Here is a 21,194-nt window from a genome sequence, read left to right as displayed (position 1 = left end):
ATGATATATCGTGACTGTGGTAATTCCTTAATCATTAATAATCTAACTTTTTATTATACAGGTAGGATGAAAAATGGCAGAAGAAAACCCGAAAAAACAAAATAAAAAAGCAAAATCAAGAAAGGTACGACTGAGAGCATTTAAAATAGAGAACAAAGAATTATCTTCAAACAAAAGTCCAGCAAAAGGTTTAATTTTAGAAAAACTAGAAAATACTATTAAAGTAAAAGATAGATGTATGCTGTTAAACTCAGAAGATCCAAGTCAAGAACAGGATCTAATTTCTTGTTACGAGATATCAACAAAAAGCAATTCAGTTTTTTGCACTATGCTTAGAATAACGCCAAGTAACGAATTAGAGCAAATTCCAGACAAACTTTTTGAGAAAAAAGATTTCACACTAGATGAATTAGAAAGTTCAAAAATTGACTCTCTAGTTGTATGTAAAAACCATTTTTATTTTTGTATAAATGATAAATATTTAATAACAAATTTACCACTAAGAACAACTATTGCATCTCTTCAAACTTACATATGTTGGCTGACAAAAAATGAGTTATTAGAATTTACACCTATGATAGATATTCAAAATCAAACGCAATTAAAGGATTTAAGTGCAATATCAGTAAAAGACTCTGAGCCAATTAAATTAGGAGATCCTCTCAGCTCAAATGATACAACTGAAGAAAAAAAACATACGGTTACAGTTGTCGAAGAAAAAAGTAAAAAAATAAGGCTTGACCATATAGTCATGCATGCAATAAAAGCGTCATTATCAAAATCATCTAGTCTTAAAGAACTCATGGACAACAAAATTGTATCTGCCGAACTATTAATAAAATTTTCTAAACCCAGAAAAATGACAGATGAAGATTATGCCAATATATTAGGTGCAACATTAAAACCTGTAAGTGACTTAGATAATGTTACTTTCAAAAGAAAAGACGGAAAAACCGAGATCAAAGGAAAAGACCTACTAAAAACAAAATTTGTTGACATTGAGCTTACTGATACTGGTAAACTAAATGAACAAATGCTTTTTCAGGAGATGAGTCGCTACCTCATAGATATAGAACGTGAAAATCCAAATATTTAGCTGTATTACAATGTTGATATTAACCATAACCTGTTCAACTTTCATTGAATGGCAACCGGATAGTTTTTTAATATCAACACTGTATTCAGTTTGCGGGATTATGTTCTCTATTGGTCTCGGTCTTATTGTCACTTTTAATATGTCAGGGGTAAGGAACACTTCATATATATCTGCAATAAGAACCGAGCTCAGAGAAGTAAGAAATTCTTTCTTAAGATATTTTACTCTATCTACACTATGCTTAATATTAAGCCAATACACAAAAGATGAAGTATACATTTTTGATACTAAATGGTTTTCAATTACCATTTTTCCATCGTTAATACTGTTTTTCTTAATACTCTATTCAATATTCTTCTTCATTGTTAATTTTTTAAATGTTCAAAAATTGAACAATGATATATTTGATACTATAAATAACGAGAATAAATAATTCTATCCCTCTATTTAAAGATTGTTATGTCCTTTCATTTCTAAAAAGTGATCAGTATTCTAATTTCAGATTTTTTTGAAAATAATCTCACTTAAAAATCAACAATATTACCGCAAATGCAATTAATTATTACCGCAGGTATTGACAACATAAATTACCGTTTGTAATATAAACTATATCAACGGAACACAGCACGTTGATGTTCTTTAACAACGATGGTGGCGAGCTGTGTATTAGCTACCAGAACGGCGACGCTGATAAAGCGTCAACCTTCTCAGAAGGTTTTCGGATTGGTGTTTCATTATTTTATCACCAATCACTAAAGCCAACTGTTTGGAGGATATATGGCAACTATAAAAGTGAAGAAATCACGCAAACCAGACTTTTTACGTGGTAACTCTGCAAATAGACGTCATGCCAGACGGAAAGTCGAAGCCATTGCAATTAGAGATATTGAGATGCAACTAGACTCAATATTTCAACTAGAAACTAAAAAATTAAACCGCGTTGAAAAGACACTATCGCTAAGCCACATTCCTGTGACTAGAAATATTGAACCTAATTATCAACCATCACCTAACAACTGCTGTTTACCAGATGTATTAATATTTTCAGGAGTTAAAACAAAACAACCGAGCAGTGAGTTCGGTGTTACGGCTAGATAGGGGAAAATAACGAAAAAGAAATTGAACCCTACTCCAATAATGATAACTTCGACTCAAATACAGTAGCAAGAGCCATACTAAATACAACTCTCGCAGCATTAGATACTTAACGTTTTTTTGTAAAAAAACTAACCGGAGGCGGAATTTCTTTTTCGTACTGCTTTTTAGCAACGTCTAAACACTCAGGATAAAGCGCTTCAATTTCAGACATCAATTGTTCTGGTGTTTTAATGGACTCTTGTTTTACTGCCAACGCCAGCGCCATATCAAAAGCAACTCGTTTAACAGGGTTGTCATCAGAGATAACTCTATTGCTCATTAATTCAATCCTTTTAATTATGTTGGGGTGATTGAATTATACACAGATTTCTTATGTTGGGGAATGTAAGAACCACCTCGCCTGACGGGTTAAAAGCAGGCACAGTTAAATAATTACCGTTTATAAGATGGGTTGCAATAACTTTACCAATAGGAAATAAATCATGACTCAACAAGATACTTCTATCGTTATTAACGTCAAATTAACTTTAAATCACATTGAAAATAAAACATCGAGTAGAAGTAAACACTCAAATAAATGCTTCAGATGACATTCCTGAATTAGCTATATTGTTAAGTGACTTCTCAGATAATTTGATTGGAGAAAATGCGATAAAAACGGCATTAAAAAAAGCCGTTTTAAATACCTTAGTAAACAAAGTTAAACATTAATAAAAATATTTCCCTCTCGTCTAAATCTTTTTTCGCCAACACCAGAATATCAATCATTACCACTATCACTTAATTAGTGAGGATTTTGCACATCCAGAGGTAAACATGAACATTGATAAATACACACTTTGTTTAGCCCAAAGCCAAGCAGGGATCGCCCATTTTCTCAAAGATGAACATGGATGGAATAAGGCCAATCAGACATTAAAACAGGCTTATGGCATAAAACAGCAATACAACGCAAAGGTATGCAAAGAAATTAATATCCCAATGAATAGGCTCTATGGATAGAGGTAATTTTTTGTGAATAATTTTAATAATCAAATATACCCAAATGATAAATACCCTCGACTAAGTTCACCTACTCCGAAAAGGAATTTAAAAGAAGCTCTCGCTCATGCAATAGCGATTATTGAAGGAGAAATACCTAACAATTCGCATAGCATAGCTGAACAGCGACTCGCTATGACGCTTTGGTATATGAATTTAGATGCATCCAAGAATCACCCTCCTCTTCCTGAGCATATTCAAGCCCAACGAGATTCAAAAAGGACATATACGCCTAGTAATAAATTTGAAGTCGATTACTACGGAAGTGATCGCCGTCAAGGTCAATATTTAGGGGATTAATATGACTGCTGTATACAAAGCTATTAGTAATGTTGCTAGAGAAATGGCTGAAACGGGCATTAAAAAAGGAAGTGTAAATCAACAACAAGGATTTATGTTCAGAGGAATTGACGCTGTATATAATGCCCTCGCTCCTGCTCTAGTTAAGCATGGATTGCTTATTCTTCCACGGATCATCGAACGTACCGTCACGGAAAGACAAACACAAAGAGGTGGCTTGTTATTCTATGTCGTAGTGAAAGCTGAGTTTGAATTTGTTTCTGTTGAAGACGGAAGTAAACACACGGTTGTGACTTATGGTGAAGCGATGGATAGCGGAGACAAAGCCACAAACAAAGCCATGTCTATTGCATATAAATACGCAGCTTTCCAAACATTTTGTATACCAACCGAAGAAACAGCAATCGATGCTGATGCAGAAGTCCACAATGTAGCACCGAGAACACCAGATCAAATATTGAAAGATTTTACTAATTCAGCAATGGCTATTACAGATCTCAATATTTTGAAAAAAGAATTTGGTGAAACATGGAAGTTACTCAGGAAAACGCCTGAACAATCAAAAGCAAAGGAAGTATATAACATCAGAAAATCAGAATTGGAGGCGATGTAATGGCAAGTAAAGGTGTAAACAAAGTCTTATTGATAGGACATCTAGGTCAAGATCCTGAAATGCGTTACCTCCCAAATGGCGATGCAGTTACTAATATTACATTAGCCACCAGCGATTCATGGAAAGATAAACAATCAGGTGAAACCAAGGAACATGTCGAATGGCATAGAGTTGTGATATTTGGAAAGCTCGCCGAAATTGCTGGCGAATATCTGCGTAAAGGTTCACAAGTCTATATCGAAGGTCAATTACAAACACGTAAATGGCAAGATCAAAATGGACAAGACAGATACAGCACGGAAGTTGTAGTGAATATTAATGGCTCAATGCAAATGTTAGGTAACAACAATCAGGCAGGTAACCAAAAGTCACAACCATCACCTCATCAACACGGATGGAGCCCTCAACAATCTCCTAAACATAATGACCCCCCAATGGACTTTGATGATGATATTCCTTTTGCGCCGATTGGATTACCTTATCCTCGTATCGCTATTCATATTATTTAAAATACTGCTTAACGAATTACGCTAATTAATATTTATTTAAACTGAGTATAAATAACGTGGAGAGAAAATATGTCAAGAATGGTGACTCTTGAAGCGTGGGCAAGGTTGGAATTTGGAGATGCCTCTCCTTGCATGACGGTATTACAAAAATACGCAAAGAATAACCTTATTGCACCACCTGCAATGAAAGTTGGCCGCAAGTGGATGGTTGATAGAGAAGCTCGTTATGTGGGCTATCTGTCTCTCCCTCAAATTCCTACTAAATCAACGGAACGACTTAAGAGGATAATTACAGATGGCTGCCCGACCACGAACCCATAAAATTATCATCCCTAATCTATATCGAAAGCTAGATAAACGTAACGGCAAAATTTATTGGCAATATAAACATCCCTTCACAGGTAAATTTCATAGCTTAGGTACCGACGAGCAAGAAGCGAGAGAAACCGCCATTCAGGCCAATACAATTATTGCTGAACAACATACTCGACAGTTATTAAGTATTAATGAACGGTTATCAAAAATTAAGACAAACAAGTCTGAAATATCTGTCGATATATGGATAGATAAATATTTAGATATTCAAAAAGAAAGATTAGATATCGGTGAATTAAAAATTAATTCTTATCGACAAAAAATGAAGCCTATTAATTTATTCCGTCAGTATTGTGGTACGAAAATATTAAAAGAGATAACCGCATTAGATATTGCTGAAATAATAGATTCCGTCAAAGTATTAGGACATTCAAGAATGGCGCAGGTCGTTCGCATGGTGCTTATTGATGTATTTAAAGAAGCTCAACATGCTGGCTATGTTCCGCCTGGTTACAATCCCGCGAAAGCAACTAAACAACCACGGAACAGAGTGAAAAGAGAACGCATGACATTGGAAGAATGGCGCGCTATTTATCAGCAAGCTAAGAACCACCCTCCTTACCTGCAATGTGGCATGTTATTAGCCTTAACCACAGGTCAGCGGATCGGTGATATCTGTAAAATGAAATTCTCTGATATTTGGGATGACATGTTACATGTACAGCAAGAAAAAACGGGCAGTAAGTTAGCCATCCCTCTCTCGCTTAAATGTGAGGCTATCAACCTCTCATTAAGGGAGGTTGTTGCTCAATGTCGTGATGCTGTTGTAAGTAAATATCTCGTGCATTATCGGCATACCACCGCACAAGCGAAACGAGGTGAACAAGTCACGCCAAATACGTTAACCACAACATTTAAAAAAGCACGAGATAAATGTGGGTTAACTTGGGAAAAAGGCACAGCACCTACTTTCCATGAACAACGTTCTTTATCAGAACGACTTTATCGTGAGCAAGGAATTAATACACAAAAATTATTGGGGCATAAAACACAAAATATGACTGATAAATACCACGACGATAGAGGCAAAGAATGGCAAGTTATTGCTGTTTAATTGAACAGTTTTGGGGAAGAGTTTTGGGGATATTTTGGGGAAGAATTTTATAGTACAAAAAATAAACGGGAACTAATAAGCTCCCGTTAACTATTTATCAAATCAACAATTACATATGTTTGATAATCGCGTCACCAAACTCGCTACATTTCAGCAATTTAGCGCCTTCTAACTGACGTTCGAAATCATAAGTGACGGTCTTAGCGGCAATCGCGCCTTCCATACCTTTAATGATTAAGTCAGCGGCTTCTGTCCAACCCATGTGGCGTAACATCATTTCTGCGGAAAGAATGATCGAACCTGGGTTAACTTTGTCTTGGCCTGCATATTTTGGTGCTGTGCCGTGTGTTGCTTCAAACAATGCACACTCATCACCAATATTTGCACCTGGTGCGATACCAATACCACCTACTTGAGCTGCTAATGCATCAGAAATATAGTCGCCATTTAGGTTCATACATGCGATAACATCATACTCTGCTGGGCGTAACAGAATTTGTTGTAAAAATGCGTCAGCGATAACGTCTTTAACGATAATCTCTTTACCTGATTTTGGATTCTTGATTTTGACCCAAGGACCGCCATCTAATAATTCACCACCGAACTCCTCGCGAGCTAACTCATAACCCCAGTCTTTAAAGGCACCTTCGGTAAATTTCATAATATTACCTTTGTGTACCAATGTGACTGAATCGCGATCATTATCAATAGCATATTCAATTGCTGCACGAACTAAACGCTTAGTACCTTCTTCTGAACAAGGCTTAATACCAATACCGCAATCTTGTGGGAAGCGGATTTTAGTAACACCCATTTCAGTTTGCAGGAATTTAATCACTTTATCTGCTTCTGCTGAGCCCGCTTTCCACTCAATACCAGCATAAATATCTTCTGAGTTTTCACGGAAGATAACCATATCGGTTAGTTCTGGCTGTTTAACAGGGCTTGGAGTGCCTTTGTAATAACGTACTGGGCGTAGGCAAATATAGAGGTCAAGTTGTTGGCGTAATGCAACATTTAATGAACGGATACCACCGCCAACTGGCGTAGTAAGAGGACCTTTAATAGAAACTCGATATTCACGGATAAGATCTAAGGTTTCTTCTGGTAACCAAACATCTTTACCATATACCTGCGTTGATTTTTCACCGGTGTAGACTTCCATCCACTCAATCTTACGTTCTTTGCCGTAAGCTTTCTCAACTGCTGCATCAACAACTTTTAACATTGCTGGCGTAACATCGATACCGATACCATCCCCTTCGATATAAGGGATAATCGGATTATTTGGAACAACAAGCTTACCTTTAGCATCTAGTGTAATTTTAGCGCCATTAGCCGGAACAACTACTTTGCTTTCCATTTACCTCTCCTTTCATGTAAGCGCACGCTTTGTTAATTTTTTGTAAGAGACCTGTCAATACTACTTGATTATTCAGCTAACGCCAATCGCTTCTCTTTTAAGGTATAATCAATCTCCCATTTTTTACAAAAATTAACTATGGCAAATCAACTTAAAAATAGCGCTAAATCGAGAAAACATCACACGCCACTCGCACAAAGAAAGCCAGTGCGCCCAAGAGGTGAGCGTAAAGTCGTTATCTTCAACAAGCCCTTCGATGTTCTTGTGCAATTTACAGACGAAAATGGCAGAAAAACACTAAAAGATTTTATTCCTATTCGTGATATTTATGCGGCAGGACGTTTAGATAGAGATAGTGAAGGACTTTTAGTCTTAACAAATGATGGGAAGCTACAAGCACAATTAACACAACCGGGTAAAAAAACAGGAAAAATCTACTATGCTCAGGTTGAAGGCATTCCAAGTGCTGCCTCATTACAACAATTTAGAAATGGATTAGAGCTTAAAGATGGCAAAACATTACCTGCACAAGTCGAAATAGTTGAACAACCCGAATGGCTATGGGAGAGAAATCCGCCTATTAGAGAACGTCAAACTATCCCGACAACTTGGTTAAAAATAACGTTATTTGAAGGTAAAAACCGTCAAGTGAGACGAATGACGGCGCATATCGGTTATCCAACATTGCGTTTGATCCGCTTTAGTATGGGAAATATTACATTGGATAATTTATTACCCGGTGAATGGAAGGAGATTGATTTTGTTTAAACCTAATGTGACTGTCGCATGTATCGTTCATGCAAAAAATAAGTTTCTCGTTGTTGAAGAAACGGTCAATGGAAAAGCGACGTGGAATCAACCCGCTGGACACCTTGAAGCCAATGAAACACTTATTCAGGCGGTTCAACGTGAATTATGGGAAGAAACAGGGTTAACACTTCCTGTTCAACATTTTCTAAAATTACACCAATGGATTGCGCCTGATAAAACACCTTTTCTACGTTTTCTTTTTCTTATTGAAGCGCAAGAGCAATATGAAACTCATCCTCATGATAGTGATATTGATTGTTGTCACTGGGTCAGTGCCGATGAAATTATTCATAGCCAACAATTACGTTCACCTTTAGTCAGAGAAAGCCTGCTATGTTATCAACAAGGTGAACGTTATCCCCTATCTCTATTAAGCAGTTTTGGTGTTCCTTTTAATTAAATAATATTAAAGAAAAAACAAAGCATCAAAAACAGAGTAAGACATGATGCACCTGTGTCAGTGATATGGTAAAGTATGGCGCTTATTTTTCCGCAGTGAGATCCAATCATGTCAGATAACAGCCAAAAAAAAGTCATCGTAGGAATGTCCGGTGGCGTAGATTCATCCGTCTCAGCCTATCTTCTTAAGGAACAGGGATATCAGGTCGTTGGTCTGTTTATGAAGAACTGGGAAGAAGACGACGATACAGAATATTGCTCAGCATCTACCGATCTTGCCGATGCGCAAGCTGTGTGCGATAAACTTGGCATTGAGCTTTATACCATCAATTTTGCCGCTGAATATTGGGATAATGTTTTCGAACATTTTTTATCTGAATATAAAGCAGGTCGTACCCCTAACCCCGATATTCTTTGCAATAAAGAAATAAAATTTAAAGCATTTTTAGAATATGCAGCGGAAGATTTGGGTGCTGACTATATCGCAACAGGTCACTATGTTCGTCGTCGTGATGTTGATGGCAAAAGCCAATTGCTTCGCGGTGTTGATAACAACAAAGACCAAAGCTACTTTTTATATACGTTAAGTCACGAGCAAATTGCACAAAGCCTTTTCCCTGTGGGTGAAATGGAAAAACCTGAAGTGAGAAAAATTGCTGAAAAACTTGATTTAGCGACAGCAAAGAAAAAAGACTCAACAGGTATTTGTTTTATTGGTGAACGTAAATTTACCGATTTCTTATCGCGTTATTTGCCTGCTAAACCTGGTCCTATCATCACGGTTGATGGAGAAACCATTGGTGAACACCAAGGGTTGATGTATCACACATTAGGTCAACGTAAAGGGTTAGGTATTGGTGGAACGAAAGACGGTGGCGATGACCCTTGGTATGTTGTTGATAAAGATGTTGAAAACAATATTCTTATCGTTGCTCAAGGTCATGAACACCCAAGATTGATGTCTGTAGGTTTGATTGCTCAACAATTACATTGGGTATCAAGGGAACCTATTACTGAGGCTTTCCGCTGTACTGTTAAAACACGATATCGCCAACCTGATATTGCGTGTACAGTAACACCATTAGGTGAAGACAAAATTGAAGTCCGCTTTGATTATCCTGTTGCAGCAGTTACCCCGGGACAATCAGCCGTCTTTTATCAAGACGAAGTCTGTTTAGGTGGCGGTATTATTGAAACCCGTATTCAGGAGTAGACGTGGCTAAAGATTTTCGTGATATAACACTTGCATTGGCAGGCATCTGCCAAGCAAGTCGTCTTGTTCAACAAGTTGCTTACCAAGGTAATGCGAACGAGAATGATGTTGAAGTGATGGTTAACAGTGTTTTTAACCTCAATCCGACTTCAACACTTGATGTTTATGGTAATCAAATCAGTCACCTAAAATTAGGCTTTCAAACATTGAAAGCCATTCATCAAGCGGTAAGAAGAGAAAAGTTAACGCTTGAGTTAATGACTTACCAGCAAGGTTTAATCAACCTAGAGCGTATTATCAGCAGAAATGATAATTACAGCTCACATTTATCGCAAAAAATTTCTCAATTAGAGCGTCAAAAAAGTTATTTTGAACCCATGTCCGAAGGTGTATTTAATGCCCTTGCTGGCGTTTATGTTGATGCAGTTAGCCCTGTTGGCCCTCGCATTCAGGTTCATGGCTCGATTGATCTATTAAATACCCCTATTATTCAAGCTAAAGTTAGAGCGTTATTACTGACTGGCATTCGAAGTGCTGTGCTCTGGCGTCAAGTCGGTGGTCGTCGTTTTGATTTTTTACTGCATCAAAAGGCTATCCTACGACAAGCTGATGATTTTCTCGCTCAATGTTAATACTTTAAATTCAACCTGGGAGTTGCCAACAATGGAATTATCTTCGCTGACAGCGATTTCACCGATTGACGGTCGTTACGGAAGTAAAACCTCGTCGTTACGTTCTATTTTTAGTGAATTCGGTCTTCTGAAATTCCGTGTACAGGTAGAAGTTCGCTGGCTACAAAAGCTGGCATCTTGCGCCGACATTAAAGAAGTTCCAGCCTTTGAAAAAAACGCAAACGATTACCTTGATGCGATTGTTGCTAACTTCAATGAAGAAGATGCAGCACGTATTAAAACTATCGAACGTACCACTAACCATGATGTAAAAGCCGTAGAATATTTCTTAAAAGAAAAAGTGGCGACTATCCCTGCTTTACATCAGGTTTCTGAATTTATTCACTTCGCTTGTACTTCTGAAGACATTAATAACCTGTCTCATGCCATTATGCTGGAAACAGCACGCCAAGAGATCTTACTGCCTGCATGGCGTGAAATTATTGATACCATTAGCAAAATGGCTCAAGAATACCGTGATTTGCCATTACTTTCTCGCACACATGGTCAACCAGCAACACCATCTACAATTGGCAAAGAGTTTGCTAACGTTGCCTACCGTATGGAGCGCCAATATCGTCAACTAACACAAGTTGAGATCTTAGGTAAAATCAATGGTGCAGTAGGTAACTACAATGCACACTTAGCTGCATATCCTGAAGTAAACTGGCATCAATTTAGTGAAGAATTTGTAACTTCATTGGGTATTACATGGAACCCATACACAACTCAAATTGAACCACACGATTATATTGCGGAGCTTTTTGATTGCATTAGTCGCTTCAACACTATCTTGATCGATTTCGACCGCGATATTTGGGGTTACGTAGCACTGAACCACTTCAAGCAAAAAACAATTGCAGGTGAAATTGGTTCATCAACCATGCCTCATAAAGTGAATCCAATTGACTTTGAAAACTCTGAAGGCAACTTAGGGTTAGCAAATGCAGTAATGGGACACCTTTCTAGCAAGCTACCCGTTTCACGTTGGCAACGTGACTTAACAGACTCAACGGTACTGCGTAATTTAGGTGTTGGGATGGGTTATGCGCTGATTGCTTATCAATCAACCATGAAAGGTCTTAATAAACTTGAAGTGAATGAAAACCACCTTCGTGAAGAATTAGACTGTAACTGGGAAGTATTAGCCGAACCCATTCAGACTGTAATGCGTCGTTATGGCATTGAAAAACCTTACGAAAAGCTAAAAGAGCTTACTCGCGGCAAACGAATCACTGAACAAGATATGGCAGTTTTCATTGATGGTTTAGAACTACCAGAAGATGAAAAAACGCGCTTAAAAGCAATGAAACCTGAAAGCTATATTGGTTTTGCCACTCAACTTGTTGATAAATTAAACTAATTTATCTTTCTAAAAAGGCAGATAATCTCTGCCTTTTTTTATATCAAAAAATTAGAAAACTCTCTGTAACTTAAACACTTTACCCGCTACGGTATTTTTTAAGTGATAGATTGACTATGATAACAATATATTTTTTATCTTATAGGATGACATTCATTTCCTATATTTATTTTACAACAGTGAATTTTTGCTGATTGTACTCAAGGTGGAATATGCGGATCTTAATTATTGAAGATAATATTTTACTTCGCCATCACTTATCTGTGCAATTTCGTGACGCAGGACATCAGGTTGATGCAGCAGAAGATGCCAAAGAAGCAGATAATTTTATTGCAGAAGGTACACCTGATGTTGCCATTGTGGACTTAGGATTGCCAGATGAAGATGGCATTAGCCTTATTCGCAGATGGCGGGAGAATAATATTACCCTGCCAATAATGGTATTAACTGCGCGCGAAAGTTGGCAAGAAAAAGTTTCAGCGTTAAATGCGGGCGCTGATGATTATGTGACAAAACCCTTTCATTTTGAGGAAATTGTCGCACGTATTCAGGCATTAATGCGAAGAAACATGGGAATTGCGTCACAAACACTCGTCATTGAACCTTTTGAGTTGGATTTGTCACGTAAAGAGTTCATGATTTCAGGAGAACAAATTAAGTTAACTGCATTTGAATATACGATTTTAGAAACATTAATGCGCAATCAAAACAAAGTCGTTAGCAAAGATGCATTAATGCGCCAGCTATATCCTGATGCTGAACTCAAAGAAAGCCATACTATTGATGTACTTATGGGACGACTACGTAAAAAAATCTTAGAAAAATATCCTGATGATGTGGTGGTTACCGTACGTGGACAAGGCTATCGTTTCGATATGAAACCTTAATATGCAAAAAAAACAGCGCTCCCCATTCTCATTACGAACACGCTTTTTACTTGCTACCAGTGCCATTATTTTGGCACTCACACTCTCATATGGGTTAGTGGCAATTGTTGGTTCGATTGTGAGTATAGATAAAACCACATTTATGCTAATGCGTAGCCAAAGCAATCTTTATTACAGCTTAGCGCAGTGGAATAAGGGAAAGCTGAACATTGAATTTCCAACTAATCTCAATAACAACAATACCTCGCTGGTGATCATTTTTGATGATAAAGGCGGTGTATTGTGGATGCCTCCCGATCTCCCCAAAGCCATTCCCGATAGCATTAAACATAAATGGCGTCATGAAGAAGGCTTATTTGAGATCTCAGTTGATATCAAAACAACACGGTTAATGTTAAAGCAGTTACCGCAATATCGTGTTTATCTCAAACGTCTTGAGGAATACTCTAGTAATGAGTTTTTGACTCACTCAGTTGTGATTAATCATTATCCTGCGGCTGACAATATGCCTTATATGGCGATCGCGGTTATCGATCCTATTCCTCAGCGTATGCAAAAAGTCAGTCAAGTTTGGGATTGGTTCTTATATATCATTCTTGCAAATCTATTTTTGGTTATACCCTTAATTTGGTTAGCTGCACATTGGAGTTTAAGACCGATAAAACAAGTTATTGAACAAATTAGTGCATTAGAAAAAGGGACTCGCAATGATTTGGATGAAAACCCGCCAACCGAGCTAAAAGGCTTAGTCCGAAATTTAAATGTGTTATTGCGTAATGAACGCAGTCGTTATAGTAAATATCGCACAAGTTTATCTGATCTTACCCACAGCCTAAAAACACCACTTGCCGTGTTGCAATCAACATTACGCTCTTTACGTTCGGGCAAACAGATGACGATAGAGCAAGCTGAACCTATCATGCTCGATCAAATAGAACGAATTTCGCAACAAGTCGGCTATTATCTGCACCGAGCATCCATCCATGGTGATCACGATATTACCACGCGAAAACTTCATTCACTGTCAGGACTGCTAGATAATCTTTGTAGTGCATTGAGTAAAGTTTATCAGTCAAAAGGGGTTGATTTAACACTCAATGTTTCACCTGAAATCATGTGGTTAGGTGAGAAAAATGATTTTATGGAAGTGATGGGTAATATTCTTGATAACGCCTGTAAATACTGCTTAGAATTTGTTGAAATCAATGTTAGCAATAATGAAAGTAGTGTAATGATTATTGTTGATGATGACGGCCCAGGCGTCAGCCCTGAAAAAAGAGAGGCCATTTTCCAACGAGGAACAAGAGCAGATACTCTGCGTCCTGGGCAAGGCTTAGGATTATCTATCGCGGTAGATATTATTGAACAATACAGTGGTGAAATTACTATTACTGATAGCCCGTTAGGAGGCGCTCGTATCACTGTGACATTTGCTGAGCAACAACTCACTACAGAACGCGAATAACCCTTATTTATAAAAAAACCTCTCTTTTTAAAGTTATCGCCAAATATACGGCGTTATGTATGATATCCGTTCAGTTGTTATCGAGTTACTCGCTATTACTCACATTGCTCAAAGGAATGTTTAGCAGGAAATTAGAATTCATTATACTATGGCTTCAGGCTTCCCGAATTCAGGATATACACAATGGACTATAAACTTAATTTAGATTGGCAATCATTCCTCGAAAGCCATTGGCAAAAACGCCCTTTATTAATTAAAAACGGCTTCTCTCGTTTTGTTGATCCTTTATCTCCTGACGAACTTGCTGGTCTTGCAATGGAAGATGAAGTAGATAGCCGTCTTGTTAGCTGTCAAGACGGACAATGGGGAGTCAAACACGGGCCTTTCGAGCACTTTGAAGGACTTGGTGATAAAGATTGGTCTTTACTTGTACAAGCCGTCGATCACTGGCATTTTCCTAGTGCGGCATTAATGAAGCCATTTCGTGTGTTACCCGATTGGCGCATTGATGATTTAATGATCTCTTATTCTGTTCCCGGTGGTGGTGTAGGCCCACATCTTGATCAATATGATGTCTTTATTATTCAGGGACAAGGTCGTCGTCGTTGGCGTGTGGGTGAAAAAATCCCAATGAAACAACACTGCCCTCACCCTGATCTGCTTCAAGTTGATCCTTTTGAAGCAATTATTGATGAAGAATTAGAACCGGGTGATATTCTTTATATCCCACCTGGATTCCCACATGAAGGATATGCGATTGAAGAATCGCTAAACTACTCTGTTGGTTTCAGATCACCTAATGCTCGTGAACTTTTCAGTGGTTTCGCTGACTATGTGTTAGCAAATGATTTAGGCAGCTATCGTTATAGCGATCCTGATCTAACTCCGCGTGAAAACCCAGCATTAGTGCAACATCAAGAGTTAAATAAACTTCATGACATGATGGAAGATCTACTTGCTCAACCAGAAGTATTCCGTCATTGGTTTGGTGAGTTTATTTCTCAATCTCGTCATGAGCTTGATCTTGCAGTGCCAGAACCTTTATACGAAAACGCAGAAATTCATGATTTGCTGCAACAAGGTGAACAACTTCACCGCTTAAATGGTCTTCGTGCGCTACGTGTTGGTGATAGCTGTTTTGTTAATGGCGAGTTGATAGATACTGATTATATCGAAGCTGCTGATGCGCTTTGTCAATATGATTATATTGATAAACAACACTTAGGTGATGCATTAACCGATCCCAAATTTGTACGTTTATTAACACACTTGGTAAACCAAGGTTATTGGTATTTTGAAGATTAATTATCAATGATAATTTATAAAGCCCTGACATATTATTGCAGGGCTTTTTTATTACTAGAAATATTAAAATAAGTCTTATTTTAAAATCTAACGAATTAAATAAATTATCGACTCTTTTAAAAGTACTCTTGTATTACGAAAGAAAAAAGGAATCACAACAAAAAATGTACTTTGTAAGAAAAAAAGTAATAATGTATGTTTGCTATTTGTCACATAAAGAGAAAATGAGATTAAATAAGTGATTAGAAAATAACTAAAAATAATAATAAATGATTGTTGCTCAGATTTTTTAATCACTTTCTTTTTATGAGAGCTTAGTTGCTCTTCTATTACAGGTTTTAATAATTTTCCTGTTATGGTTTCCATTCAATATCCTTATATTATATTTATTTCTCTTTAATTATAAGGGAAATTCAGGAAACTCAATTTATCAAAGAGTTATTAATATTAAGCCTATATTAAAAGCTTAATAATAAACAATATGTTAGCCCATTATTATAAAATCACTCTATTTCTAATTAAGTAAATTTTTTCATTAATATCTCGTTTATTTTTCAGCCGTTTCTCCTATTTTATTTGATCAATTGCCCCTAAGATAAAATTAGATTTTTACTTCTTTTTTCGACAATGGAGTCGTCTATGAAAAAATTTATTGTTTTAATCGCTGCTTTTATTTTACCGACCGTGGTATTTGCAAAAACAGTAGAAACAGCAAATATGAAGGCACCACCAGCACAAACGGATATCATTTTTGTGTTAGATAAAAGTGGCTCAATGCAAGGGTATGAAAAAGATACTATTGGTGGATTTAATACTATTTTAGCAGAAAATAAAAATCGCCCTGAAAAAGTCTATATCACCACTATTTTATTTGATAGTCAGGCTAAAAAGTTACATAACCGTATTGATATTAATAAGATAGAGAATTTAACGACTAACGATTATTTTGCATCGGGTAATACCGCACTGTTAGATGCTGTGGGAAATGCGATCACTGAAGGAAATAAACCAAATTCACCCTATAAGAATGTCATGATGGTGATCATCACCGATGGCGAAGAAAATAGTAGCCGTGAATATTCGCTAGAAAAAGTAAAATCATTAATTAATTCAGCAGAAAAAGAGAAAGGTTGGGAATTTATCTTTTTAGGTGCCAACATTGATGCAATAAGTGCGGCTGAAAGTATTGGCATTAAATCATCCAACTCAACTCAATATATCCAAGATGCTAAAGGCTATGAAAATGCCTATGAGTCTGTTAATAAAGCCGTTCAATCTAAAATTGAAGGAAAAGAGTTAAATCAAGATTGGAAATCTTCTGTTGAACAAGATTACGAAAAACGTAAATAAACAAACTTAATATATTCTTTTTACTAAAAAAATAATAGCCGATATTTCGGCTATTATTTTTCATTTCGAAGCTCAATAAGCGATTAGCTAACTACTTTAGCCTTTTCTCTTTCAGCCGTTATTTCAGCAATGCGCATAATGACACTCACCGCCGCTTCCATGCCTTCTAAAGAGATAAATTCATGCTTACCATGGAAATTATAACCGCCTGTGAAAATATTAGGGCAAGGTAATCCACGGTAAGAAAGTTGAGCACCGTCTGTACCACCACGAATAGGCTTGATATTTGGCTCAATATCACAATCAATCATGGCTTGTTTGGCTATTTCAATGATGTGAGGGAATTGAACAACTTTATCATGCATATTGTAATAGCTATCATCAATCGTTAGCTCAATATAACAATCAGGATGCAGGCCTTTACCCACTCTCTCTGCAATCGCAATCATATTCTGTTTGCGTTTTTCAAATAAGTTACGATTAAAATCACGGATAATATAATGCATTTCCGCTCTTTCTACCGAGCCTTTGATACTTTGCAGATGGTAAAAACCTTCATAACCATCGGTATTTTCTGGTGTTTCGTCAACAGGTAATTCTTGATGAATACGTGTTGCTAATCCTAATGCATTAACCATCACCCCTTTTGCACTGCCTGGGTGAACATTGTTACCTACAATTTTGATATTCACGGATGCGGCATTGAAGTTTTCATATTCCAGTTCGCCAACACCACCACCATCAACGGTATAAGCCCAGCTTGCACCGAATGCTTTTAAGTCTACATAATGCGCGCCACGCCCGATTTCTTCATCAGGAGTGAAAGCAATGCGAATATCCCCATGAGGTCGATTCGTTTCTTTTAAGCGCACCATCGCAGTAATAATTTCAGCAATACCTGCTTTGTCGTCCGCACCCAGTAATGTTTTGCCATCAGTAGTAATTAATGTCTTACCAATCATTGAATGTAAGATTGGGAACATAACTGGCGATAACACTTCATCACCAATACCTAAAGCAATATCACCACCACGATAATCTTCAAGCACTTGTGGTTTTACATGTTTTCCTGAAAAGTCAGGAGATGTATCAAGATGCGAAATAAAGCCAATAACTGGCACTGGCCAAGATACATTGGATGGTAAACTTGCCATTACACATCCCTTGTCACTGAGCATTACATCGGAAAAGCCCAGTTTTTTTAATTCTTGAGCCAATGCCTTGGCAAGTTTTAATTGTCCATCACTGCTTGGTGACATTTTTGAAGATGGTTTTGATTGTGTATCAAAATTAATATATTCAAAAAAACGTTCTAATAATTTATCCATTTTGCCCCCTAAGATCTCTCTAAGAACAATAATAGGGAACTCTATAAAATAATTATTGCGTCAAATCAGCTTTAGGATCATTAATTAATTCAAACAATTTATGAACATATTCATCAACTACCTGACTTGCAGGGCCATAATGTTTCTCTTCAAACTGGCTTTCAACCAAACTGGGTTCAAGATTTAACTCAACAGTATGAGCGCCTGTTAATCGAGCTTCATGGACAAAACCAGCTGCTGGGTAAACATTTCCAGATGTACCGATAGAGATAAAAATATCAGCCTCAGCCAAAGCGCGATAAATCTCTTCCATACCAATTGGCATTTCACCAAACCAGACAATATGTGGGCGTAGTGGCGATGGGAATTGGCAGCAATGACAACGATCGGTTGTTTCTAAGTCCCCTTTCCACTCAAATACTTGACGAGATTGAGGGCAACGCACTTTTAGCAATTCACCATGCATATGCAAAATATGTTTACTACCTGCTTTTTCATGCAGATTATCAATATTTTGCGTAACGAGTAAAAAATTGTCTTTACCTAAACGTTGCTCTAGTTTCGCTAATGCATAATGCGCTTCATTAGGTTGAATAGAAGGTTGTTGCAATTGGCGACGACGTTCATTGTAAAACTGCTGAACCAATTGGGGATTGCGTTGATAACCTTCAGGTGTTGCAACATCTTCAACGCGATGTTCTTCCCACAATCCATCTTCTGATCGGAATGTTTTAATTCCTGATTCAGCAGAAATGCCAGCCCCTGTTAATACGACAACTTTGGGTAAATTCATTTCATGTTCCGTTTTATGGGTGAGATGAAAATAACGACAACGTGAATGCTGCCTACGTAAATTTTTGATCTTACGAAACTTCCTAAGCCGACGATGACGAAGTTTAAGTTTCATCATTACAATCCTTGGTTTTCAAATTTAAATATCGCGTTTCTTATCTTCACTAGTTTAAGCGTTTTTTCTTCTTTGTATGTCAATAAACTTATTGTCCACTTAAAATTCTTGCAGGATCTAGTTTAGTGGCTCGACGTGCAGGATACCAACTTGCAATCAGGCTTAAGATCACAGTGGTAATAAATACAGAGAAAACGTCAATTAAATGAACTTCTGAAGGTAGAAAGTCGACGAAATAAACATCGCCTGACAACACACTGTGTCCCGTTAATGATTCAATAACAGACACTAATGGCGTTAAATTATAAGCAACCAATACACCAAATATCACACCAGCGACACAACCAATCATGCCTGATAATAAACCGTACCATAAAAAGATATTACGAATATGGCTATCTCGTGCACCTAACGTTCGTAAAATAGCAATATCACTACTTTTATCTCTTACCGCCATAATCAGCGTTGAGACAATATTAAAACAAGCAACACCAATCACTAAGATCATCGATAAATACATAATGCTACGGATCATCTGAATATCGCTATACATATAGCCATAGTCACTTATCCAGCTTTTCGCATAAACATATTCTTTACTGTTTAAACCCGCATTATGAATAATTTCATTCGCGAAAAAAGGATCTACTGTTTTCACTTCAATCCCTGTAATGCCTTGCCCATAATCCATATATTGTTGCGCATCGGCTAAAGGAATTAACGCTAATTGGTGATCAAGCATTCCACTGAGTTTAAAGATACCACTCACTTGTAAGCGAATACGTTTAGGCTGTAAAAGCTTAGTAGGATCGTCATTATTAGGAATTAATACCGTCAGCCAATCACCTTGTTTTATTTTCAACGCATTGGCAACACCTTGTCCTATAATAATTTGTTGTTTACCTGCCTTAAAATTTTGCCATGCATTGTTTTGTACATATCGAGGCAACAGGCTGATATCACCTTGTTTTTCAGGTGAGACCCCCATCACTTGCACTGCCTTTAACTCTGTTCCTTTTTCTAACAATCCAGTGAGTAAAATATAAGGAGCAGCAGCGACAACACCTTGGGTATTTTCAATACGAGGTAATGCTGATTGCCATTGTACAAATGGCTGTTCTACTGAATAAATTTGTCCGTGAGGCACAACTGATAAAATACGGTTTTTTAATTCACGCTCAAAGCCATTCATGGCACTTAAGCCAATAATTAAGACAGCAACACCCAGCATAATGCCCAGTGTTGAAATAACTGAAATTAAAGAAACCATTCCCGCACGTTTTCGCCCTCTTGAAAAACGTAATGCGGTCACTAATGCAAGTGGCAATTGCGCCATTATTTCACTCCTGAAATTGCGTTTTGTGACTGTAGTTGACCATCTTTCATTTCAAGTTGGCGCTGAAAACGAGCCGCCAGTGACAAATCATGCGTTACGACCAGAAAAGCGGTTTGTTTTTCTTTGTTTAACTTAATCAACAATTCAAAAATCCCTTCTGCATTTTTCTGGTCAAGATTACCCGTTGGTTCATCAGCAAGGACTAATGCAGGATCGTTCACTAATGCTCTCGCAATCGCAACGCGTTGTCTCTCACCACCAGAAAGCTCTGAAGGACGGTGATGAGCGCGATCTTTTAACCCAACAGCTTCAAGTAAAGACATCGCTTTTTCTTTTGCAACAGAAGCGCTCGTGCCGCCAATCATCAGTGGCATAGCAACATTTTCAAGTGCGGTGAAATCAGGTAATAGATGATGAAATTGATAAATAAAACCCAATTGGCTATTACGTAGATCAGCCTTTTCAGAAGAAGATAATTTATTAAGTGATTGCCCTTTAAAAAAGACTTCACCTGATGTGGGAGAATCTAATCCACCCAGTAAATGTAATAAGGTACTTTTTCCTGAGCCAGAACTCCCCACGATGGCAAGAAAATCGCCCTTATCCATTTTAAAAGAGACTGATTTCAGCACTTGTGTGGAAATAGAACCATCTTGGTATTGTTTACATAGGGCGTGGCAATCCAATAAACCATCTTTATTAATGTGCATT

24 protein-coding genes are annotated in these 21,194 nt (G+C 37.3%); 17 read left to right on the top strand and 7 right to left on the bottom strand.

All coding sequences use genetic code 11. The features are described 5' to 3' along the window. Positions 1 to 73: 73 nt before the first annotated feature. Entirely contained in the window at positions 74 to 1,096 is a 1,023-nt protein-coding gene (locus JEP36_RS01240; RefSeq protein ID WP_161769461.1) for a hypothetical protein, read from the top strand. A 777-nt stretch (positions 1,097 to 1,873) separates the two neighbouring features. Further along, the gene (locus JEP36_RS01235; protein WP_166540056.1) at positions 1,874 to 2,194 is read left to right on the top strand and encodes a transcriptional antitermination N peptide; all 321 of its coding nucleotides are present in this window, start codon (positions 1,874 to 1,876) and stop codon (positions 2,192 to 2,194) included. Positions 2,195 to 2,300: 106 nt separating this feature from the next. Here JEP36_RS01235 and JEP36_RS01230 read toward each other — a convergent pair whose 3' ends face one another. Beyond that, positions 2,301 to 2,513 carry a hypothetical protein gene (locus tag JEP36_RS01230; protein ID WP_198629780.1) on the bottom strand — a complete coding sequence of 71 codons (213 nt, stop codon included), beginning with the start codon at positions 2,511 to 2,513 and terminating at the stop codon, positions 2,301 to 2,303. 497 nt (positions 2,514 to 3,010) lie between these two features. On the opposite strand from JEP36_RS01230, the gene JEP36_RS01225 reads away from it, so the two are divergent. The 6 genes from JEP36_RS01225 to JEP36_RS01200 all read left to right on the top strand — a co-directional run bounded on the left by JEP36_RS01225 (position 3,011) and on the right by JEP36_RS01200 (position 6,086). Beyond that, complete coding sequence (locus JEP36_RS01225) at positions 3,011 to 3,196, top strand: host cell division inhibitory peptide Kil (protein WP_166540058.1); 186 nt, start codon at positions 3,011 to 3,013, stop codon at positions 3,194 to 3,196. Positions 3,197 to 3,208: 12 nt separating this feature from the next. Then, on the top strand, positions 3,209 to 3,535 hold the full coding sequence (locus JEP36_RS01220) for a hypothetical protein (protein ID WP_198629779.1): 327 nt from the start codon (positions 3,209 to 3,211) through the stop codon (positions 3,533 to 3,535). A 1-nt stretch (position 3,536) separates the two neighbouring features. Further along, a complete protein-coding gene (locus JEP36_RS01215) occupies positions 3,537 to 4,148 on the top strand; it encodes an ERF family protein (protein WP_088495883.1) in 612 nt (203 codons plus the stop codon). Next, positions 4,148 to 4,657, top strand: coding sequence for a single-stranded DNA-binding protein (locus JEP36_RS01210; RefSeq protein ID WP_166540060.1), 510 nt, complete (start codon positions 4,148 to 4,150; stop codon positions 4,655 to 4,657). Before JEP36_RS01215 ends, JEP36_RS01210 begins: the two co-directional genes overlap by 1 nt. Before the next feature lie 69 nt (positions 4,658 to 4,726). Beyond that, a complete protein-coding gene (locus JEP36_RS01205) occupies positions 4,727 to 4,978 on the top strand; it encodes an excisionase (RefSeq protein WP_017628380.1) in 252 nt (83 codons plus the stop codon). Continuing rightward, positions 4,953 to 6,086 carry a site-specific integrase gene (locus JEP36_RS01200; RefSeq protein WP_135052055.1) on the top strand — a complete coding sequence of 378 codons (1,134 nt, stop codon included), beginning with the start codon at positions 4,953 to 4,955 and terminating at the stop codon, positions 6,084 to 6,086. The genes JEP36_RS01205 and JEP36_RS01200 overlap by 26 nt, the downstream gene beginning before the upstream one ends. A gap of 109 nt (positions 6,087 to 6,195) precedes the next feature. On the opposite strand, the gene icd is transcribed toward JEP36_RS01200, so the two are convergent. Then, positions 6,196 to 7,449, bottom strand: coding sequence for an NADP-dependent isocitrate dehydrogenase (icd, locus tag JEP36_RS01195; protein ID WP_198629778.1), 1,254 nt, complete (start codon positions 7,447 to 7,449; stop codon positions 6,196 to 6,198). Between the two features lie 138 nt (positions 7,450 to 7,587). On the opposite strand from icd, the gene rluE reads away from it, so the two are divergent. The 8 genes from rluE (at position 7,588) to JEP36_RS01155 (ending at position 15,562) form a co-directional block, all read left to right on the top strand. After that, a complete protein-coding gene (rluE, locus tag JEP36_RS01190) occupies positions 7,588 to 8,217 on the top strand; it encodes a 23S rRNA pseudouridine(2457) synthase RluE (protein ID WP_196533145.1) in 630 nt (209 codons plus the stop codon). Next, the gene (locus tag JEP36_RS01185) at positions 8,210 to 8,659 is read left to right on the top strand and encodes an NUDIX hydrolase (protein ID WP_198626539.1); all 450 of its coding nucleotides are present in this window, start codon (positions 8,210 to 8,212) and stop codon (positions 8,657 to 8,659) included. Before rluE ends, JEP36_RS01185 begins: the two co-directional genes overlap by 8 nt. A 108-nt stretch (positions 8,660 to 8,767) precedes the next feature. Further along, complete coding sequence (gene mnmA / locus JEP36_RS01180) at positions 8,768 to 9,871, top strand: tRNA 2-thiouridine(34) synthase MnmA (protein WP_196533143.1); 1,104 nt, start codon at positions 8,768 to 8,770, stop codon at positions 9,869 to 9,871. 2 nt (positions 9,872 to 9,873) lie between these two features. Then, on the top strand, positions 9,874 to 10,503 hold the full coding sequence (gene hflD, locus JEP36_RS01175; protein WP_198620636.1) for a high frequency lysogenization protein HflD: 630 nt from the start codon (positions 9,874 to 9,876) through the stop codon (positions 10,501 to 10,503). Between the two features lie 31 nt (positions 10,504 to 10,534). Then, a complete protein-coding gene (gene purB / locus JEP36_RS01170; RefSeq protein ID WP_109372904.1) occupies positions 10,535 to 11,905 on the top strand; it encodes an adenylosuccinate lyase in 1,371 nt (456 codons plus the stop codon). Positions 11,906 to 12,117: 212 nt separating this feature from the next. Then, complete coding sequence (phoP, locus tag JEP36_RS01165) at positions 12,118 to 12,792, top strand: two-component system response regulator PhoP (RefSeq protein ID WP_198620637.1); 675 nt, start codon at positions 12,118 to 12,120, stop codon at positions 12,790 to 12,792. 1 nt (position 12,793) lies between these two features. Further along, a complete protein-coding gene (gene phoQ / locus JEP36_RS01160; protein ID WP_198620638.1) occupies positions 12,794 to 14,257 on the top strand; it encodes a two-component system sensor histidine kinase PhoQ in 1,464 nt (487 codons plus the stop codon). A gap of 183 nt (positions 14,258 to 14,440) precedes the next feature. Next, entirely contained in the window at positions 14,441 to 15,562 is a 1,122-nt protein-coding gene (locus JEP36_RS01155) for a ribosomal protein uL16 3-hydroxylase (protein WP_109372901.1), read from the top strand. Between the two features lie 87 nt (positions 15,563 to 15,649). Here JEP36_RS01155 and JEP36_RS01150 read toward each other — a convergent pair whose 3' ends face one another. Then, positions 15,650 to 15,928 carry a hypothetical protein gene (locus tag JEP36_RS01150; protein ID WP_198620640.1) on the bottom strand — a complete coding sequence of 93 codons (279 nt, stop codon included), beginning with the start codon at positions 15,926 to 15,928 and terminating at the stop codon, positions 15,650 to 15,652. A 261-nt stretch (positions 15,929 to 16,189) separates the two neighbouring features. On the opposite strand from JEP36_RS01150, the gene JEP36_RS01145 reads away from it, so the two are divergent. Beyond that, positions 16,190 to 16,912: a vWA domain-containing protein gene (locus JEP36_RS01145; protein WP_269812697.1), complete on the top strand. Its 723-nt coding sequence runs from the start codon at positions 16,190 to 16,192 to the stop codon at positions 16,910 to 16,912. Between the two features lie 83 nt (positions 16,913 to 16,995). Here JEP36_RS01145 and pepT read toward each other — a convergent pair whose 3' ends face one another. The 4 genes from pepT to lolD all read right to left on the bottom strand — a co-directional run bounded on the left by pepT (position 16,996) and on the right by lolD (position 21,193). After that, the gene (pepT, locus tag JEP36_RS01140) at positions 16,996 to 18,240 is read right to left on the bottom strand and encodes a peptidase T (RefSeq protein ID WP_109372899.1); all 1,245 of its coding nucleotides are present in this window, start codon (positions 18,238 to 18,240) and stop codon (positions 16,996 to 16,998) included. Positions 18,241 to 18,292: 52 nt separating this feature from the next. Then, positions 18,293 to 19,150, bottom strand: coding sequence for a Sir2 family NAD+-dependent deacetylase (gene cobB, locus JEP36_RS01135; RefSeq protein WP_196567875.1), 858 nt, complete (start codon positions 19,148 to 19,150; stop codon positions 18,293 to 18,295). A gap of 85 nt (positions 19,151 to 19,235) precedes the next feature. Continuing rightward, positions 19,236 to 20,483, bottom strand: coding sequence for a lipoprotein-releasing ABC transporter permease subunit LolE (gene lolE / locus JEP36_RS01130; protein ID WP_198629777.1), 1,248 nt, complete (start codon positions 20,481 to 20,483; stop codon positions 19,236 to 19,238). Further along, a complete protein-coding gene (lolD, locus tag JEP36_RS01125; RefSeq protein WP_232799426.1) occupies positions 20,483 to 21,193 on the bottom strand; it encodes a lipoprotein-releasing ABC transporter ATP-binding protein LolD in 711 nt (236 codons plus the stop codon). Before lolD ends, lolE begins: the two co-directional genes overlap by 1 nt. Between the last annotated feature and the right edge of the window lies 1 nt (position 21,194).

Origin of the sequence: Proteus sp. PR00208, from assembly GCF_016238545.1 — a bacterium.
Classification (GTDB): Bacteria; Pseudomonadota; Gammaproteobacteria; order Enterobacterales; family Enterobacteriaceae; genus Proteus.
Note: the sequence above shows the minus strand (reverse complement) of the source record. Positions and strands in the feature narration are given on the sequence as shown.

What these genes read in the sequence shown, in the direction of transcription:
- JEP36_RS01240 (WP_161769461.1), top strand. Translation starts at nt 74, where the DNA reads ATGGCAGAAGAAAACCCGAAAAAACAAAATAAAAAAGCAAAATCAAGA.
- JEP36_RS01235 (WP_166540056.1), top strand. Translation starts at nt 1,874, where the DNA reads ATGGCAACTATAAAAGTGAAGAAATCACGCAAACCAGACTTTTTACGT.
- JEP36_RS01230 (WP_198629780.1), bottom strand. Translation starts at nt 2,513, where the DNA reads ATGAGCAATAGAGTTATCTCTGATGACAACCCTGTTAAACGAGTTGCT.
- JEP36_RS01225 (WP_166540058.1), top strand. Translation starts at nt 3,011, where the DNA reads ATGAACATTGATAAATACACACTTTGTTTAGCCCAAAGCCAAGCAGGG.
- JEP36_RS01215 (WP_088495883.1), top strand. Translation starts at nt 3,537, where the DNA reads ATGACTGCTGTATACAAAGCTATTAGTAATGTTGCTAGAGAAATGGCT.
- JEP36_RS01210 (WP_166540060.1), top strand. Translation starts at nt 4,148, where the DNA reads ATGGCAAGTAAAGGTGTAAACAAAGTCTTATTGATAGGACATCTAGGT.
- JEP36_RS01205 (WP_017628380.1), top strand. Translation starts at nt 4,727, where the DNA reads ATGTCAAGAATGGTGACTCTTGAAGCGTGGGCAAGGTTGGAATTTGGA.
- JEP36_RS01200 (WP_135052055.1), top strand. Translation starts at nt 4,953, where the DNA reads ATGGCTGCCCGACCACGAACCCATAAAATTATCATCCCTAATCTATAT.
- icd (WP_198629778.1), bottom strand. Translation starts at nt 7,449, where the DNA reads ATGGAAAGCAAAGTAGTTGTTCCGGCTAATGGCGCTAAAATTACACTA.
- rluE (WP_196533145.1), top strand. Translation starts at nt 7,588, where the DNA reads ATGGCAAATCAACTTAAAAATAGCGCTAAATCGAGAAAACATCACACG.
- mnmA (WP_196533143.1), top strand. Translation starts at nt 8,768, where the DNA reads ATGTCAGATAACAGCCAAAAAAAAGTCATCGTAGGAATGTCCGGTGGC.
- purB (WP_109372904.1), top strand. Translation starts at nt 10,535, where the DNA reads ATGGAATTATCTTCGCTGACAGCGATTTCACCGATTGACGGTCGTTAC.
- phoP (WP_198620637.1), top strand. Translation starts at nt 12,118, where the DNA reads ATGCGGATCTTAATTATTGAAGATAATATTTTACTTCGCCATCACTTA.
- phoQ (WP_198620638.1), top strand. Translation starts at nt 12,794, where the DNA reads ATGCAAAAAAAACAGCGCTCCCCATTCTCATTACGAACACGCTTTTTA.
- JEP36_RS01155 (WP_109372901.1), top strand. Translation starts at nt 14,441, where the DNA reads ATGGACTATAAACTTAATTTAGATTGGCAATCATTCCTCGAAAGCCAT.
- JEP36_RS01150 (WP_198620640.1), bottom strand. Translation starts at nt 15,928, where the DNA reads ATGGAAACCATAACAGGAAAATTATTAAAACCTGTAATAGAAGAGCAA.
- JEP36_RS01145 (WP_269812697.1), top strand. Translation starts at nt 16,190, where the DNA reads ATGGAGTCGTCTATGAAAAAATTTATTGTTTTAATCGCTGCTTTTATT.
- pepT (WP_109372899.1), bottom strand. Translation starts at nt 18,240, where the DNA reads ATGGATAAATTATTAGAACGTTTTTTTGAATATATTAATTTTGATACA.
- cobB (WP_196567875.1), bottom strand. Translation starts at nt 19,150, where the DNA reads ATGATGAAACTTAAACTTCGTCATCGTCGGCTTAGGAAGTTTCGTAAG.
- lolE (WP_198629777.1), bottom strand. Translation starts at nt 20,483, where the DNA reads ATGGCGCAATTGCCACTTGCATTAGTGACCGCATTACGTTTTTCAAGA.
- lolD (WP_232799426.1), bottom strand. Translation starts at nt 21,193, where the DNA reads ATGCACATTAATAAAGATGGTTTATTGGATTGCCACGCCCTATGTAAA.